13 protein-coding genes and 1 tRNA gene are annotated in these 15767 nt (G+C 59.8%); 9 read left to right on the forward strand and 5 right to left on the reverse strand.

Features of this window, described 5'->3' with window-relative positions; genetic code table 11:
• The first annotated feature begins 56 nt into the window (after positions 1 to 56).
• From I0K07_RS07975 to I0K07_RS07985, 3 genes are read left to right on the forward strand one after another with little or no spacing between them, the layout of a single operon-like run.
• Positions 57 to 1601, forward strand: a complete 1545-nt coding sequence (locus tag I0K07_RS07975; protein WP_203292314.1) for a bifunctional GNAT family N-acetyltransferase/carbon-nitrogen hydrolase family protein — start codon at positions 57 to 59, stop codon at positions 1599 to 1601.
• Positions 1589 to 2089: a GNAT family N-acetyltransferase gene (locus I0K07_RS07980; protein ID WP_203292315.1), complete on the forward strand. Its 501-nt coding sequence runs from the start codon at positions 1589 to 1591 to the stop codon at positions 2087 to 2089. The genes I0K07_RS07975 and I0K07_RS07980 overlap by 13 nt, the downstream gene beginning before the upstream one ends.
• Positions 2086 to 3576, forward strand: coding sequence for a RimK-like ATPgrasp N-terminal domain-containing protein (locus I0K07_RS07985; protein ID WP_203292316.1), 1491 nt, complete (start codon positions 2086 to 2088; stop codon positions 3574 to 3576). Before I0K07_RS07980 ends, I0K07_RS07985 begins: the two co-directional genes overlap by 4 nt.
• A 22-nt stretch (positions 3577 to 3598) precedes the next feature.
• Here the strand turns inward: I0K07_RS07985 and I0K07_RS07990 are convergent.
• Positions 3599 to 3686: transfer RNA gene (locus tag I0K07_RS07990), tRNA-Ser, on the reverse strand.
• Between the two features lie 120 nt (positions 3687 to 3806).
• Entirely contained in the window at positions 3807 to 7097 is a 3291-nt protein-coding gene (locus tag I0K07_RS07995; RefSeq protein WP_203292317.1) for a TonB-dependent receptor domain-containing protein, read from the reverse strand.
• Between the two features lie 338 nt (positions 7098 to 7435).
• Here I0K07_RS07995 and I0K07_RS08000 point away from each other — a divergent pair, with 338 nt between their 5' ends.
• From I0K07_RS08000 to I0K07_RS08025, 6 genes are all read left to right on the forward strand, one after another.
• Positions 7436 to 8320, forward strand: a complete 885-nt coding sequence (locus tag I0K07_RS08000) for a septal ring lytic transglycosylase RlpA family protein (protein ID WP_203292318.1) — start codon at positions 7436 to 7438, stop codon at positions 8318 to 8320.
• A 99-nt stretch (positions 8321 to 8419) separates the two neighbouring features.
• Entirely contained in the window at positions 8420 to 9565 is a 1146-nt protein-coding gene (locus I0K07_RS08005) for a serine hydrolase (RefSeq protein WP_203292319.1), read from the forward strand.
• Between the two features lie 7 nt (positions 9566 to 9572).
• Positions 9573 to 10205 carry a dTMP kinase gene (gene tmk / locus I0K07_RS08010; RefSeq protein ID WP_238934679.1) on the forward strand — a complete coding sequence of 211 codons (633 nt, stop codon included), beginning with the start codon at positions 9573 to 9575 and terminating at the stop codon, positions 10203 to 10205.
• Complete coding sequence (locus tag I0K07_RS08015; RefSeq protein WP_203292320.1) at positions 10202 to 11245, forward strand: DNA polymerase III subunit delta'; 1044 nt, start codon at positions 10202 to 10204, stop codon at positions 11243 to 11245. The genes tmk and I0K07_RS08015 overlap by 4 nt, the downstream gene beginning before the upstream one ends.
• Positions 11246 to 11249: 4 nt before the next feature.
• Positions 11250 to 12035, forward strand: coding sequence for a TatD family hydrolase (locus I0K07_RS08020; RefSeq protein WP_203292321.1), 786 nt, complete (start codon positions 11250 to 11252; stop codon positions 12033 to 12035).
• Positions 12032 to 12883 (forward strand): MBL fold metallo-hydrolase, encoded by an 852-nt coding sequence (locus tag I0K07_RS08025; RefSeq protein ID WP_203292322.1) that lies wholly within the window; start codon positions 12032 to 12034, stop codon positions 12881 to 12883. The genes I0K07_RS08020 and I0K07_RS08025 overlap by 4 nt, the downstream gene beginning before the upstream one ends.
• Before the next feature lie 31 nt (positions 12884 to 12914).
• Here the strand turns inward: I0K07_RS08025 and I0K07_RS08030 are convergent, their stop codons facing one another.
• From I0K07_RS08030 to I0K07_RS08040, 3 genes are read right to left on the reverse strand one after another with little or no spacing between them, the layout of a single operon-like run.
• The gene (locus tag I0K07_RS08030; RefSeq protein WP_203292323.1) at positions 12915 to 13808 is read right to left on the reverse strand and encodes a hypothetical protein; all 894 of its coding nucleotides are present in this window, start codon (positions 13806 to 13808) and stop codon (positions 12915 to 12917) included.
• Entirely contained in the window at positions 13808 to 14524 is a 717-nt protein-coding gene (locus I0K07_RS08035) for a class I SAM-dependent methyltransferase (protein WP_203292324.1), read from the reverse strand. The genes I0K07_RS08030 and I0K07_RS08035 overlap by 1 nt, the downstream gene beginning before the upstream one ends.
• 9 nt (positions 14525 to 14533) lie before the next feature.
• Positions 14534 to 15751 carry an aminotransferase class I/II-fold pyridoxal phosphate-dependent enzyme gene (locus I0K07_RS08040; RefSeq protein WP_203292325.1) on the reverse strand — a complete coding sequence of 406 codons (1218 nt, stop codon included), beginning with the start codon at positions 15749 to 15751 and terminating at the stop codon, positions 14534 to 14536.
• Positions 15752 to 15767 lie beyond the last annotated feature (16 nt).

The raw sequence follows: 15767 nt of genomic DNA on the forward strand, positions 1-15767 counted from the left end.
TTGACGGCGCGCGCGGAATGCTTCTCTGGTGAGGGCGTAGCGACACGGATTTTCGCATGCCTCGCCAAGCCTCACGTCCCACTCTCAATGTCCGCAAAGCCGAACTGTCTGACATTCCCGGAATTGTCGCTCTGAGCGGCAAGGTCTACCCGGAGATGGGTGCCTATTCGGACAGTATGATCCAGGGCCAGATCATCAATTTTCCGGATGGCCAGGTCGTCGTCGAATATGAGGACGAGATCGTCGGCTATGCCGCCTCCTTCCTCATCGATGAAGAGGCGGCCCTGAGCCCGCACAGTTGGAGCGAGATCACCGGCAGCGGTTATGCCTCACGCCACAATCCGCGAGGTGAATGGCTGTATGGCATGGAAATCTGTGTCGATCCGGATCGCCGCCGCCTGCGGATCGGTCAGCGGCTCTATGATGCCCGCAAGGAATTGGCGGAACGCCATGAGCTCAAGGGCATCGTTTTCGGCGGCCGCATGCCCAATTGGCGACGCAAGCGAAAGCAATACCCCGAGCCTCAGGACTATCTGAACGCCGTGATGGCCCAGGAAGTCAGTGACCCCGTCATCCGGTTCCAGACGCGGATGGGATTTGAGCCGATCGGCGTGCTGGAAGGCTATCTGCCCTATGACCAGGCGTCCGGCGGGTTCGCCACGCATATGGTCTGGCGGAACCCCTATGCCGTCGAGCGCAATCGGGATGATCACCCGACCAAGGGGGCGAAGGAGGTTGTGCGTGTGGCGACGGTCCAGTTCCAGCAGCGGCGCGTCTCCAGCTTCGAAGAATTCATGTCCAATATCGAGTATTTCGTGGACGTGACGTCTGACTATCGCTCGGACTTTGTAGTGTTCCCGGAGCTTTTCACCCTGGCCTTGTTGTCGCTGGAAGAGACCCCGCTGACGCCGGCCCGCTCCATCGAGCGCCTGACCGAATACACACCGCTCTTCACCGAAGCGATGCGCCAGTTGGCGATCAGCTACAACATCAACATTATCGGCGGATCCCACCCGACACGCACCGAGGATGGCGAGATCCAGAATGTCGGCTATGTCTTCCTGCGTGACGGGTCCGTTCACGCGCAGGAAAAAATCCACCCGACACCCTCGGAACGGCATTGGTGGAACATCAAGGGCGGCGACGAGATCATCACCATCCCGACCGATTGCGGCGCGATTGGTGTGCTGATCTGTTATGACAGTGAATTCCCCGAGCTGGCCCGCAAACTCGTGGATGCCGGAGCCAAGCTCCTCTTCGTCCCGTTCTGCACCGATAACCGCCAAGGCTATATGCGGGTACGCTATTGCTCCCAGGCCCGGGCCATCGAAAACCAGTGCTATGTCGTCATGGCCGGGAATGTGGGAAATCTGCCAGGCGTGGAAAACATGGACATCCAGTATGCCCAGTCCTGCATCCTGACGCCCTGCGACTTCCCGTTTGCGCGTGACGGGATTGCCGAGGAATGCACGGAGAATGTCGAAACCGTGTCCATCGCCGATCTGGACCTGACCGATCTGGACTGGGCCCGGCTGGAGGGCACGGTGCGCAATCTTCGCGATCGGCGCTTTGATCTCTATTCAGTGAAATGGGCAAAATAGCTTCTGATCTGAGGGTTCGCCCGGCAAAACGGTCTGACCTGGATGCGATCGACGCGATCGAGACCGCTTGTTTTGATCAGGATCGGTTCCCGCGCCGCAATCTGCGGCGCATGCTGAGCGTGGGGCGGACCTGTTTCTGGTTGGCGAGCGTTGACGATCAGGACGCTGGCTATGCGGCGGTTTGCTTCCGGCGCGGCACCGGCATTGCGCGCCTCTACTCGCTTGCCGTGCTCCCTGGCCAGGCAGGCCAGGGCGTCGGTCAAGCCCTTTTAGACGTGGTCAGCCGCACCGCCATTCAGAAAAACTGCCGCGCGCTTCGACTGGAAGTCCGGCAATCCAACATACGGGCGATCAAGCTTTATGAGCGCCTCGGATTTCGCTTGATTTCCGCACGGCCATCCTATTACGAGGACGGCGAAACAGCCTTGCGCTACGAGCGTATCCTCGTCCGCCCGGCTGACCGGGTACAGGAGACCGACCCATTGTGAGCGACTGGCTCATTCTCGTCGAAAACACGGCCGATCTGGGCCAGCACGAAACACCCCACAAAGTCCTGCGCGTGCGGGATTATCTGGCCAATCCGCGCCTGTTCACCGGGCGCCGTCCCAACATCCTCAACCTGGCCCGGTCCTATGCCTACCAGTCCGAGGGCTATTACGCCTCGCTTCTGGCAGAGGCTCGTGGACACCGTATCATTCCCAGCGCCCAGACCATGGTCGAACTGTCGCGCAAGACGCTCTACGCCCAGGCTCTGCCGGAGCTGGACGCGATACTGACCCGCGATGGCATGGGTCATGTTGAGCCGGGCGAGCATTTCCTTGTGGCGTTTGGCCAAGCGGATCGCAGCGGTCTGAAGAAATTTGCCCGGCTGGTATTCGATTGGTTCCGGGTCCCGGTGCTGGAAATCCGTGTCGACAAAGCCGGTTTGCAGATCGGCCGCATCCGGCCGCTGGCACCGAATGCCCTGAAAGGCGACGCCCGGACCTTTTTCATCAACTGCCTGGAGACGCATACCAAACGCGCCTGGGTCGCCGCCAAGACTAAAACGCCCGCCCGCTGGTCGCTCGCCGTGCTGACCGATCCGTCAGAAGCCCTGCCACCGTCCAGTCCGGTCAGTCTGAAACGCCTGGCGCAGGTCGCAGCCCGCATGGGTGTGGAAGTCGCGCCGCTTGGTCCCGGGGATCTGGCGAGTGTGGCTGAATATGATGCGCTCTTCATCCGGGCCACGACGGCAATCGACAATTATACCTACCGCTTCGCGCGACGGGCCGAGCAAGAAGGCATGCCGGTGATCGATGATACGGCCTCGATGATCCGCTGCACCAACAAGGTCTTTCTCAAGGAGTTGCTGGAGCAGGGCGGTGTCCCCATGCCCCGGTCAGAGGTTCTCGACGAGTCGCAAAGCCTGGACGGTTTGATGGACCGTTTGGGAACCCCCGTTGTTCTGAAGGCACCGGATGGTTCCTTCTCTCGCTCGGTCCACAAAGTGTCCGATCAAGCCGAGCTACGGGAGCGCGCAGCCGCTCTCTTCGAGGACACGGCCCTGATCATTGCCCAGGAATACATGCCGACAGCCTATGACTGGCGTGTCGGTGTGCTGGATGGCGAGCCGCTCTTTGCCTGCCAGTACAAGATGGCACGCGGCCATTGGCAGATCATCAAGCATGGAACGGACGGCTCGGTGAAGGAGGGCGGATCCGCCACGCTGGCGGTGGAGGATGCACCGGCGGACGTTATCGAGATCGCCGTGCGAGCCGCCAAACTGATCGGGGGCGGCCTTTACGGCATCGACCTCAAACAGAATGAACGCGGCGTCTTCGTCATCGAAATCAATGACAATCCCAATCTGGACATGGATGTGGAAGGCGCTGTCTTGAAGGACCGCTTGTGGAAAGCCCTGATCGAGAGTTTCGAACGGCGTCTGGGCGGGCGTATCGGTGGAACAGGCGCACCTGCCTCCCTGCGCGCCAGCTGAGCTGGACGCTCCGGTCGAGTGATGGCGGAGGGGGAGGGATTCGAACCCCCGGAACCTCGCGGTTCAACGGTTTTCAAGACCGCCGCAATCGACCACTCTGCCACCCCTCCGGTCAGCATCAGATAAGGCGTAAACCGGGAACCGCGCAAGCAGCCCACTGCTCACGAGTGATAGCAAAAGGCCGGACCCAACAGGGCCCGGCCTTTCTTGTTTCGGGAGTATCGTCCTGCCTAGAAGCGGCCGGCGATGGAGCCCGTCGTGACATTGATGCCGAAGAAGAAGGTCCGGCCAACCGCGCCAACCGGGTAGGAGATGGAACCATAGATCGGCTCTTCCTCGAACACATTGTTGACGCCGCCATAGAACATCACGCGGTCATTGACCTGATAGGAGCCCGAGATGTCGTGACGCCACAGGTCACCCGTCCAGGCATTGGTGAAGTTGTCCGCGGTCTCGATCTCGATACGCGGCGTGAAGGCCAGGAATTCACCCCAGTAGGAGGCCTGCCAGTTCAGGGTCAGGCGATCCGTCATCCAGCGGGCATTGAGGACATAGCTGTCCGCCGGCTGGCCACCTTCATAAAGCAGGTCATTCACAATGCTCGGATCGGTCGGGTCTTCATAACGCTCGAGACGTTCCACATGGTTGCCGAGGGCGGAGAGCTCCATGGAACCCCAGCCATCCATGGCTTCCAGCAGATCGCCGAAATCGAAGGTATAGGAGATCTGGTAGTCATAGCCTTCGGTTTCGATACCCGCGAAGTTCAGCTGACCCGTGGTGAAGTTCGACAGCCCCAGGAAGGTCGGTGAACCGGACGTCCGGTCACGCTCGAACTGGCCGCAGAACTGGTTCGGGAAGCTGGTGCTGTCATAGCAGGCTTCCAGGATTTCCTGCAGGCCCACCGCGGCGATGCCATCAGCAATCTCGATCGTGTAATAGTCTGCCGTGATCGACAGGCCCGGGATGAAGCTCGGCTCGAAAACGAAGCCCAGCGTAACCGTATCAGCCGTTTCCACATCCAGGTCCGGATTACCGCCGGTGAAACCACCGACGCGGGCGGTCAGCGGATCGGTCCAGCCGACCGGAATACCATCGGCCGCACAATTGGCGACGCGATTGGCAGATCCATTATTGATATTGCCGGCATCACACGGGTCGAGCGGGCGGGCCGTCGTCGAGGTGAGGGGCGAGAACAGCTCGTTCACATTCGGAGCCCGCACCGTCTGGGAGACCGTGCCACGGAAACGCAGATCGCTGTACGGCGCCCAGGTACCGCGCAGATTCCAGCTCTCCGCACCGCCAAGGGTGGAGTAGTCGGAATAACGATACGCACCTTCAACGGTCAGTTCTTCGAAAAAGGGTACCCCGATCAGGAGCGGTGCCGAGAATTCGGCAAACAGATCCGTCACGTCGAAACCGCCGACGACCGGATTAACCGGCGCGTTGACCGGGAAGATCAGCGAGCTGGTCGAAGCGGCGCCGTTCGGGCTTTCCAGCGGGTCCGGATTGAACTCACTGTCTTCCTCACGGTACTCGGCACCAAAGGCCAGTCCGATCGGGCCATAGGGCAGCTCGAAGAAGTCGGATGTGTCACCATAGATGACGCCGGACAGCACGGTCTGCTCCAGGGTGCGCGAGCGCGAGGTCGTCGTAGTGACCCAGTCGATCGCTTCCTGCGTCGGAGCGCCGATGCCGAAGAGATTCATCGGCACACAATTGCCCATGCCCGGCGTGAAAGTGTTGTAACCGGACCAGTAACCTGCACTGGACAGGAAGGAGCCGATCGGCGGCGTCGACGGGTCGATTTCCGAGCGGCAGACAATGTCGCCGGAGACCGGGTCCACGACCGCGTCGGCCGCGGCATAAACCCGGTCAATCAGGAGTTGGCCTTCCTGCGTGGAGTCGATGTCCGTGCGGCCATAGTTCAGGTAGACGTCATAGCCAAATGCGCTGTCGCCGAGTTCACCTTCGAACCCGGTAACGAAACGCAGGGTCTGACGTTCTGTGATGCTGAGCGCCCGGCCCAGATCGGTCATGTCACGACCGACCAGTATGTTGACGTCCTCCAGATTGGTATAACCCGGATTGTCATTGACGAAGGTCGTGATCGCATTTCGCAGATTGCTCGGGATGTAAGGGTTGTCCCATTCGATCACCCAGGAGTCGAAGAAACCGCCAACGGCCTGGGAATTGTTCGTCGTGGTCTCGGAAGCCGACAGTTTGGCTTCCAGATACCAGCGATGGTTCGGCGTCACATCGAAGCGCGTGGTGAAGTTGATCGTGAAGCGCTCATCATTCGGCGTGATACTGCGAAGATCGCGGCCCGAGCCGGTACCGTCGCCGCCAAAGGCGTTCTGCGTCCCGGCGATGAGACCGTCCTGGAAGACTTCAGCCGGACCACCCGGAGAGCGGGCAACGTGACAGCCGGCATAGCCGCCGAAGCGTTGGAGCTGGGTGCCGTTGATCGTCTCCAGACAGTCATCAATGCCATTATTGTTAAAGTCGAAGATCGTGCCGTCTGCGCCGAAGTTCAAACCGGAATTCGGGTCATTCGGATAGTCGGCCAGGAAGGTCCAGCCGAACCAGTCAACACCGATCAGAGATCCATAGCTGGACAGGTTGAAGCGCGGGTATTCCAAGATCGCCCGTGCCGGAACGCCATTGATCCGATCACACAGGGCCGTCTCAGCAGAGACGGGCAGGGAGCCCACACCGCAATGATCGCTGATGCTGTCGCCCAGAAGGATCTGGTCGATGCCATACTGGTCGATATCAGCCTGCTGGATGAAGAGCACCGGGTTAGGCCAGTCAGACGCTGCCCGGTCCCCGGCGGAATGCTCACGGTCTCCGGCATAAATGCCTTCGGAGCGCTCGGCCGCAAAACTCAAGGTGAAATTACCACGGCCTTCAGCAAAGTTTTCGCCCCAGGTCGTCTGCAAGGTGAAATTCTGGGCATCACCATCATCGGAAATACCGAATTGGGCCCGCGATTCCGTGCCTTCGAAATCATCCTTGAGGATGAAGTTGACCACACCGGTCACAGCATCGGCACCATATACGGCCGAGGCCCCACCGGAGAGCACTTCGACGCGCTCAACCAGTGCGGAAGGAATGGTGTTCACGTCAACGGCGGCGGTACCGGCCTGGCCGGAGACGTGACGACGGCCATCCACCAGGACCAGTGTCCGGTTGGTGCCGAGATTACGAAGGTTCAGGGTGGCCGCACCCTGCACACCGACGCCGGCATTGGCGTTGTCAGCGGTGGTGTTGGAGCCCAGAAGGGCCGGTAGGTCGTTCACGACGTCGGCAATGGAAATGTCGCCGGACAGGACCACGTCCTCACCGGACACGGATTGAACCGGGGCCGGGGAGACCAGATTAGGGTCGCGGGCAATCCGCGAACCTGTCACGACAATCGTGTCTTCGGTTTCATCTTCCTGAGCGAAAGCCGGTGCGCCGAGACTGGCCGCGCCGACGAGAATCGCCAGTGCACTGGTACTAGCAGACAGGATGGTTTTCATAGTGACCCCTCCAAGGTTTGCTCCGTCAGGTCCGAAAGAACCTTTCAGGAATATTTCACACGCTTAATGATCCCGAAAATCACATTCGGATGTTCGGCGTTGATTGGAGACATTTTTGCGACGAACAACTGATCTGGCTCTTGGCTTGCGCAATCCTGCGGCAGACATGCACGGGCATGCGGCAGAACGCGGAGGGCGCCCAGGGTTTCGAGGCCGAAAATCTGGTTACGACCCTTTCACCAATCCGCGCTATTCTCGACTCCGGCTTGGTCTTTTGATGCGGTTTTGACGTGCCCGGACTTCGATCTTTATTCGTTCTGCCACTGGCAATCTTCGCTGTGTCCTGCGCCTCTGCGCCGCAACGCAGCTTTTCTGAACCCGCGACCCAATCCTATTCCAGTTCCAGTTACTGGGCGCCGGCGAGCGAGGCAGCTTCAGACCCGGCCCGCCATGTCGATGCTTCGGCTCTTCTGGCCCGGTCCAGCGGCCACCAGAAAGTCGGAAATCCGTATTCCGTGGCGGGCCGCACCTATTATCCCGCTCGCAATGACCGCTATGACGAAATCGGGATTGCATCTTGGTACGGGCCAAATTTCCATGGTCGCCCAACGGCCAATGGCGAACACTTCGACCAGAATCTCATGACGGCTGCGCACACCACGCTGCCGATCCCGTCGATCGCTGAAGTCACAAATCTTGAAAACGGACGCAGCATCATCGTTCGTATCAATGATCGTGGCCCCTTCGTGGATGACCGGATCATCGATCTGAGCCGGGCTGCGGCGACCGAGCTGGATTATATCGGCCGGGGACTGGCCCAAGTTCGCGTGCGTTATCTGGGGCCGGCCCTGGAGCAGGGCGCTCCACCACCCCGCACCTGGTATGCCGCCAATGAGGCAGCTCCCAGTCCCGCTCCGGAACCGGCGACGCAATATGCCCAGGCCGTATCGGAACCGGTGCCGCAGACGCCCGCCTGGATTCCCGAGGCAGGTGAGCGCTTCACCCTGCAGATCGGCGCGTTCAGCGACCCCGACAATGCCCAACGCTTTGCCAGCCGGATTGAGTCGGCCGGCCAGGTCTGGGTCCAGCCCGGACAGTCCGGGAATGCGGCGATCTATCGTGTCTATTTTGGACGCTGGAGCGATGAGGGCTCTGCCCATGCTGCGCGTTCCACACTGGCGGATTGGGGCGTTTATGACGCCCGAATTGTCGACCTTCACTGAGTTCAAGACACGCCGCGCGCTGGACGCCATGCTCTTGCCGCGCTTCTATGCTGGACTTATCGAACCTGACCCACTCGATTCCGGCGGAGGAGCCCAGACGTGCGCAAGATTTTCGGGACAATTGCCCTCATTTTCCTGACCGCGGCCGCTCCGGCCCTGGCACAGCCCGGTTTCCAGACCGAAGCCAGTCATGCCGTGATCATGGACTATGAAACAGGCGAGGTCCTGTTCAACCACAATGGCGATGAAGCCATGCCGCCGGCCTCCATGTCGAAAATGATGACGGTGCTGATGGTGCTCGAAGCGCTCGAAGCGGGCTCCCTGTCCCTCGATGACGAGCTGCCGGTCTCGGTGCATGCCTGGCGCACAGGCGGCGCCGCTTCCGGTTCCTCCACCATGTTCCTCGAGGTCAACAGCCGGGCACGCGTGGAAGACCTGCTTCATGGTGTGATCATCCAGTCCGGCAATGATGCGTGCATTGTGCTGGCCGAGGCGATCGGTGGCAGTGAGAGCGCCTTTGCCGACATGATGACGGACCGGGCCCATGAGCTGGGCCTGACCAGTGCAAGCTTTGCCAATGCGACCGGCTGGCCGGACCCGGGCCAGATGATCAGCGCACGGGATCTGGCCGAGCTGGCGCGCATCCTGATCCGCGACCATCCCGACTATTACGGTCTCTGGTCCGAACGGGAATTCACCTATAACGGCATCCGCCAGTACAACCGGAACCCGCTTCTGGGCGTGTTCTCCGGTGCCGATGGGTTGAAGACCGGCCATACCGAAGACAGTGGCTATGGCCTGGTCGGTTCGGCCGAACGTGATGGCGAACGCCGCATCATCGTGTTCAATGGCATGCCGTCGAATGCCGATCGTGCGACCGAAGCCGAGCGAATGATGCGCGCAGCGCTGAGTGATTACGGTGTCTATCATCTCTTCTCGGATGGCGATGCGGTCGACCATCGCGCCGAAGTTTTCATGGGCGAGGCTGACAGTATCGGCCTGCAGGTGCAGGGTGATGTCACGGCCGGTCTGCACCGCCGTTCGCGCCGCGATCTTCGCGTCACCGTGAATTATGACGGCCCGCTGGTCGCACCGATAGCGGCCGGTGATGTCGTGGGTACGCTGCGCGTTGAGGCACCGGATTATGAAACCCACGAATATCCGCTCGTGGCGACCGAAGATGTGGCGCGCAAAGGCCTGATGGGGCGTATCGGTGCCGCTCTGGCGCACATGATCCGGGGCTGATGCCATCATGCGCGGACGATTTTTGACCCTGGAAGGCGGCGAGGGTGCCGGCAAGACGACCCTGATCCAGGCTCTCAAGCGCTGGCTCGACAGTCAGGGCATTGAGGTCGTGGTGACACGGGAACCCGGCGGAACGCCGGGTGCGGAAGTCTTGCGCGACATTCTTCTCAATGGCGCAACGGACCGCTGGTCCCCCGTGACCGAAGCCTTGCTCATGTATGCGGCTCGAGTGGACCATGTCGAGCGCCTGATCGAACCGGCACTGGCCCGTGGCTGCTGGGTGATCTCCGACCGTTTCGCCGACTCCACGCGCGCCTATCAGGGCGTTGCCGGCGGTGTCCCGGCCGAGCGGATATCCCAGATCCATACCGCCGCTCTGGGAGATTTCCAGCCGGATCTCACGCTTATTCTCGATCTTGATCCCAAAATCGGTCTGGCGCGCACCGTCGCGCGGGGCGAAGACGCGACCCGGTTTGAACGCTTTGATACCCAGTTCCACGACAAGCTTCGCCAGGCCTTTCTTGATATTGCCGCCGAAGAGCCGAACCGGTGCGAGGTTCTCAACGCCCTTGATACGCAGGATGTCGTCGCCAGCAAGGCGATCGCCGCGATCGAAACACGCCTGGGCCAGACGGTATGAGCCAGGATCCGGACATTGGTTCGGACGTTCAACCCGGCTGTCTCGCGCCGCGTGATCGCTATGACCTGTTCGGCCATGAAACGGCTGAGACCAGTTTTGCCCGGGCTTGGGAAAGCGGCCGCCTCCATCATGCCTGGATGATCACCGGCCCCAAGGGCGTGGGCAAGGCAACGCTGGCCTGGCGGGCTGCCCGGCGCATTCTCGGGGCCGCTCCGGACGCAGCCTTTGGCCCCCTGGGGGCCAGCCCGCAGGATCCCGTCTGCAAATTGCTGGAAGCCCAGTCCAATCCTGATCTTCTTCTGCTACGGCCACCCTGGGACGACAAGCGCAAGCGCTGGCGAGCCGAAATCACCGTGGAAGAGGCGCGCAAAGCCCCGCATTTCTTTGAAAAAAGCTCCGGCGCCAAAGGGGGCTGGCGTGTCTGCATTGTCGATAGCGCTGACGACATGAACACGAATGCGGCCAATGCGATCCTCAAGACACTGGAGGAACCGCCTCAACGCGGCGTTCTCTTCCTCGTAACCCATACGCCCGGACGGCTTCCCGCCACGATCCGGTCACGCTGCCGGCGCCTGGATTTGCGGGCGCCCACCCCGGAACAGACGACGCAATGGCTCACCCGCGAGCACGCGATTGCCGGGCCGGATGCCGAAGCTGCGGCGAGACTGGCCCATGGCGCACCGGGGCGGGCACTCGCCCTGTCCGTATCGGGCGGCGTGGCGCTGGCGCGGGATGTCCAGTCTGCCCTCGCACGCGGCGCCACACTGGCCGAGCCGGAAATGCGCACGCTGGCTGACCGGATAAGCGGGAAGGGCGGCGAGGCTCTGCGCGGCCTGTTCTATGAAGCTCTGGCACAGGGCCTCCGCGACCAGGCCCGGCAACGGGCTGCCGCCGGTGAGGACGTCACGGGCTGGCTGAAAGCCTGGCGGGATCTCGCTGCGCTTGTTCGTGATGCCGACGCGCTCTATCTGGATCCCAAACAGACCGCATTGACGGCGCTGGGCTTGGCCCGGAACGCCGCCCGCAAGGAAACCGTCTGAGCGCATGTTTATCGACAGCCACGTCAATCTGCATGGCGAGCAATTCGCCGAGGACCTCGAAGATGTGATCCAGCGAGCCCGCGATGCCGGCGTGCAGCGGATGATCACAATCTGCTGTCAACTATCCGACTTTGAAGCCGTTTCTGCCATCGCAGACGCGCATGAGGACATATACTGCACAATCGGTGCCCATCCTCATCACGCCAAGGACCGCCCGGATATACCCGTCGAGGAACTGGTTAAAATCGCCCAGCATCCCAAGGTCGTCGGCATAGGTGAAACCGGGCTGGATTTTCACTACGGCTATTCGCCGCGCGATGAACAATACCGCAGTTTGAGGACCCATATCGAGGCGGCCCGCCGAACCGATCTGCCACTGATCCTGCACACGCGCGATGCCGATAATGAAATGGCCGATCTGCTGGAAGAGGAAATGGGGAAGGGGGCCTTCCGGCCCTTGCTGCATTGCTATACGGGCGGTGCAGATCTGGCTCGCCGCGGTGCCAAACTGGGTGCCTTCTTCGCAGCCTCCGGCATTATCACCTTCAAGAAGGCGGAAGATGTCCGAGCCGTATTTCGTGACTGCGTGCCGGACGACAAGGTCATCGTGGAAACCGATTGCCCGTATCTCGCCCCGGTGCCGCATCGCGGCAGGCGTTGCGAACCGGCCTTCCTGCCGGATGTGGCCCAAGGACTGGCATCGGTCAAAGGCTGGGACATCGAGACCTGCGCACACCGCACAACCGAGAATTTCTTTGCCCTGTTTGACCGGGTGTCCCGCCCGCAATGAGCCGCGCAACACGGATAACCTTGCTGGGCACGGGATCGTCTGGCGGTGTGCCTCGTGCCAATGGGGATTGGGGCGATTGTGACCCGGCGAATCCGAAAAACCGGCGCCGGCGGTGTTCGGTTCTGGTGGAAGGCGCCGCGAGCCTCGCTGATCTTGAAGCGGGTTCCGCTGTCACACGTCTTGTCATCGACACATCACCCGATTTCCGTGAACAGATGTTGTCCGCTTGCGTGCCGCGCCTGGACGGCGTCCTGTTCACGCACGATCACGCCGACCAGACCCATGGCATTGATGACCTCAGGGCTTTTGCCTACCTGCAGCGGGAACGGATTCCGGTCTGGCTGGACGAAGCCACGGATTCAACGCTGTCCCGCCGGTTCGGCTACACGTTCGAAACCCCGCCCGGTTCCGGCTATCCACCCATCCTGGACAAGCGGGCCATGCCGGCGAGTGGCGAAGCCCTGACCGTCACCGGTCCTGGCGGGCCTGTGGAGATCATTCCGATTACGCAGCGCCATGGCCGGATTCACTCATTGGGATTCCGGATCGGCGCCTTGGCCTATTCGCCGGACATCAATGAGCTGCCTGACAGCTCGCGGCCTTTGCTGGACGGCGTTCAATGCTGGATCGTCGACGCGCTGCGCGAAGAACCGCATCCCACGCATTTCTGTCTGTCCGAGACCTTGGATGAAATCGATCGTGCCGGCGTATCGCTGGGCGTTCTGACCAATATGCACATCACGCTGGATCATGCGCGTTTGTCCGCTCAGCTGCCCGCTCATGTACATGCCGGCTATGATGGATTGCAGATTACATGTGTCGCTAGAGAACTCCGTCTGGAGCCCTGATACGCTCACATCACATTTCTCATAATATTCATTATGCGCGATATGCTGGGAAGTAGCTCGATCTGGATTTTCCGGAAGCGCCGACCAAATTGAGCGCATCATATTCAGCTCTGTCCCCGACCGCGCCACAAAGGAATGCCTCCCTGGTCGTGTTCGCGAACCCTTTTTTGAACCCTTCCAAACCCTCGGCATTTCCTCCATCCGGAACGCCGCCAAAATTGAGGAACCGGTAGCCGGCAAAATGTGACAATGCGAACGCATTGACGGCATAGGCAGCGCCCGCTTTGTAACCCGTAGCCGACGAAGCAGCGAGATGGCTGTACGCCCGGTCACCAGCGCAAGACCATATATGCGCGGACACGAGCGTTTCATCCACGAAGGCCCCAAGTGTCCGAAAACCCACTATGTTCGCCAGGCTCTCAAAATAAGCCTGATCAAAGGCATGCGCTTCTGTCAGTGACTGCCGCTGGATGAGGTTATCATAGAGCCCGCACCAAGCCTCCAAATGGTCCTGGAGATCGATCTCACGGACGCTGCAAAGCTTCAGGGCGCGTTTTGTGTTTCGCTGGTGGATGCCGGGAAAAACAGGATCCCCGCGTTCGCGATCATAGACATGGTGGATTTTGTAGGCCCTTTTGAGGTCAAACCCTTTCGCTTCCGGAGGAAGCACTTCAAACGGGTCCTGAACCCAGGACAGAGTGACAAGTCCATTATCTTTCAACTCGTCCCTGAGCCCCTGAACACAAACAGGCGCCCTCACCCTGGCTAAGGGGTAAGGTCCAATCGCGTCAAATGCTTGCCCGACCGGAGTTGGGCGTACAATGACCGCCGTATTGATGGATTGAAGTTGAACGACACGGAGACCACGAGCCGCCACGTGCGCATAGTCCGGCTTGAAGTAAGGATTCTCATCCAGATTTGCCATCAGCCCGAATGTTCGCTCTCAGGGCGTTTCAGAACAGCGTGAAACCTGTAGCAAGACGCGTGAAGACCGGCTGGCACATCTTCAAACATGCAGTCCAGTCCAACCTCCCGTGCACATCGACGCAAGGTATCGCGCTTCCACCATTCTCCGATTGGATCGGTGCCATCAGCAATTCGGCGATCTCGTTCCGCACGGCGTTCAGGCGTATTGTAGAAGCGGTCAGCTAAGTCAAAATCGGGAATAAAACCAATTAAATAAACCGATTTCGGCTTGGTCAGACCTATCAATTTCTGCAAGAGCACGCGCAAGTCATCTTCTTGGAAATGCTGCAGCGCTGCATACATGATGACCTTGCTGAAACGGGTGTCGGAAGCCAGAGGCAGTGAATCGATGCATCGGGCGTCGGCCGTGTAATAGCTCAAATTCGGAGCCGCATGGTCCGACCGGGCAATGTCGATGAGCTCCGCTGACATGTCGACACCGACCGCACCCTTGGCCAGTTTCGCGAGTCGTTGCGTGAACAGCCCATTGCCGCAGCAAAGGTCCAGAACCCAGTCATCCGGTCCTATATCCAGGATCTGGACGATCTGACTGAAAAGATTCTCGAACTGTTCCTGCGTTATGGGCTGGCCCTGTTCGGTATGGCCGACTTGGGACAGGTAATCCTCACCCGGGCTCTTCAAGATGCGGTCGCGATACTGTTTGTTCCAGTCCATGCCAGGAAGTCATCCCAAACCAGGGTTATCCGACAAGGGCGGCCGATCGCCCTTGTCTGCGTGTTTCAAATGGATTCGCTCCAACAAAGAACAAACTGCCTCAACATCTTCAACCGTCAAGCTGGCACCCCCGGGCAGGACCATGATCCGCTCGCTGACAAAGTCGGTGACGGGAAGGCTGATCATATCACCCACTATTGCCTTGTAGGGCGCAAGCCTGTGGGAGCCTGGGTAAAAGTATCGACGAACCAATACGTTTTCGGAGTGCAGGACTGACACGAGTTTATCTCGTGTAACACCAAACTTCGCTTCATCGACAAGGACAGGAACATAATAATTATTGGTTTCCGCTTTGCTCCGCGGCCTTGCGAGGGTCAGCCCTTCGATAGAACGCAACCCGCGCTCATACGCTTCATAGACATCGCGCGTGCCCATCATAATCGACTCAATGGACTCCAAATTAGCCAAGCCCATCGCCGCATGGACTTCGGACATTTTCGCATTGGTCCCGATACAATCGACTTGATCATATTCAGTGAAGCCAAAATTTCTGAGCTGCCTCAAGCGCTCCGCCAATTCACTGCATTCGGTTGTCACAGCTCCACCCTCGAATGTATGGAAAAGCTTGGTCGCGTGGAAACTGAACACTTCGGCACGACCGAAACGACCAATCATTCGCTCTCCATGACGCGTTCCGAACGCGTGGGCCGCATCGAAGATGAGGGGGATGCCAGCCTCGTCACACAGAGCTTGCAATGACTCGATTTTGGCAGGACGCCCCCAAATATGCGTGGCAATGACCGCAGAGGTCTCGTCGGACAGAAGTTCCTGGCAATGTTCGACCGAAAGATCATGCCCATCTGGATAAATGTCACAGAATACCGGTTCCATTCGCCTCAGGGCCAACAGGTGCGCAGTCGAAACAAATGTGAAGGCCGGCAGGACCACCTTCCCTCCAAGCCCCAACGCATCAATCAGCAACCCCATCGCGGCAGTGCCGTTGCTTGCAAGAACGCAGTGCCCTACCCCCAGATACTTTGCGAGTTCGTGCTCAAGCTCCTGCACCATCGGTCCGTCATTGGTGAACCAGCGCGCATCCCAGATTTCATCAAAACGCGACAAGAAGCCCTGCTTGTTCACCGCCACAGGGCGGTTTACATAGAGAGGCTCATTGATCGTCGACGCGACATGCGCCTTCCCTGACCCATCCTTTTTTGATTTTCTCATGGCATTACAGCTCTTC

Origin of the sequence: Maricaulis parjimensis, assembly GCF_016817355.1 — a bacterium.
In the GTDB taxonomy this organism is placed as follows: domain Bacteria; phylum Pseudomonadota; class Alphaproteobacteria; order Caulobacterales; family Maricaulaceae; genus Maricaulis; species Maricaulis parjimensis.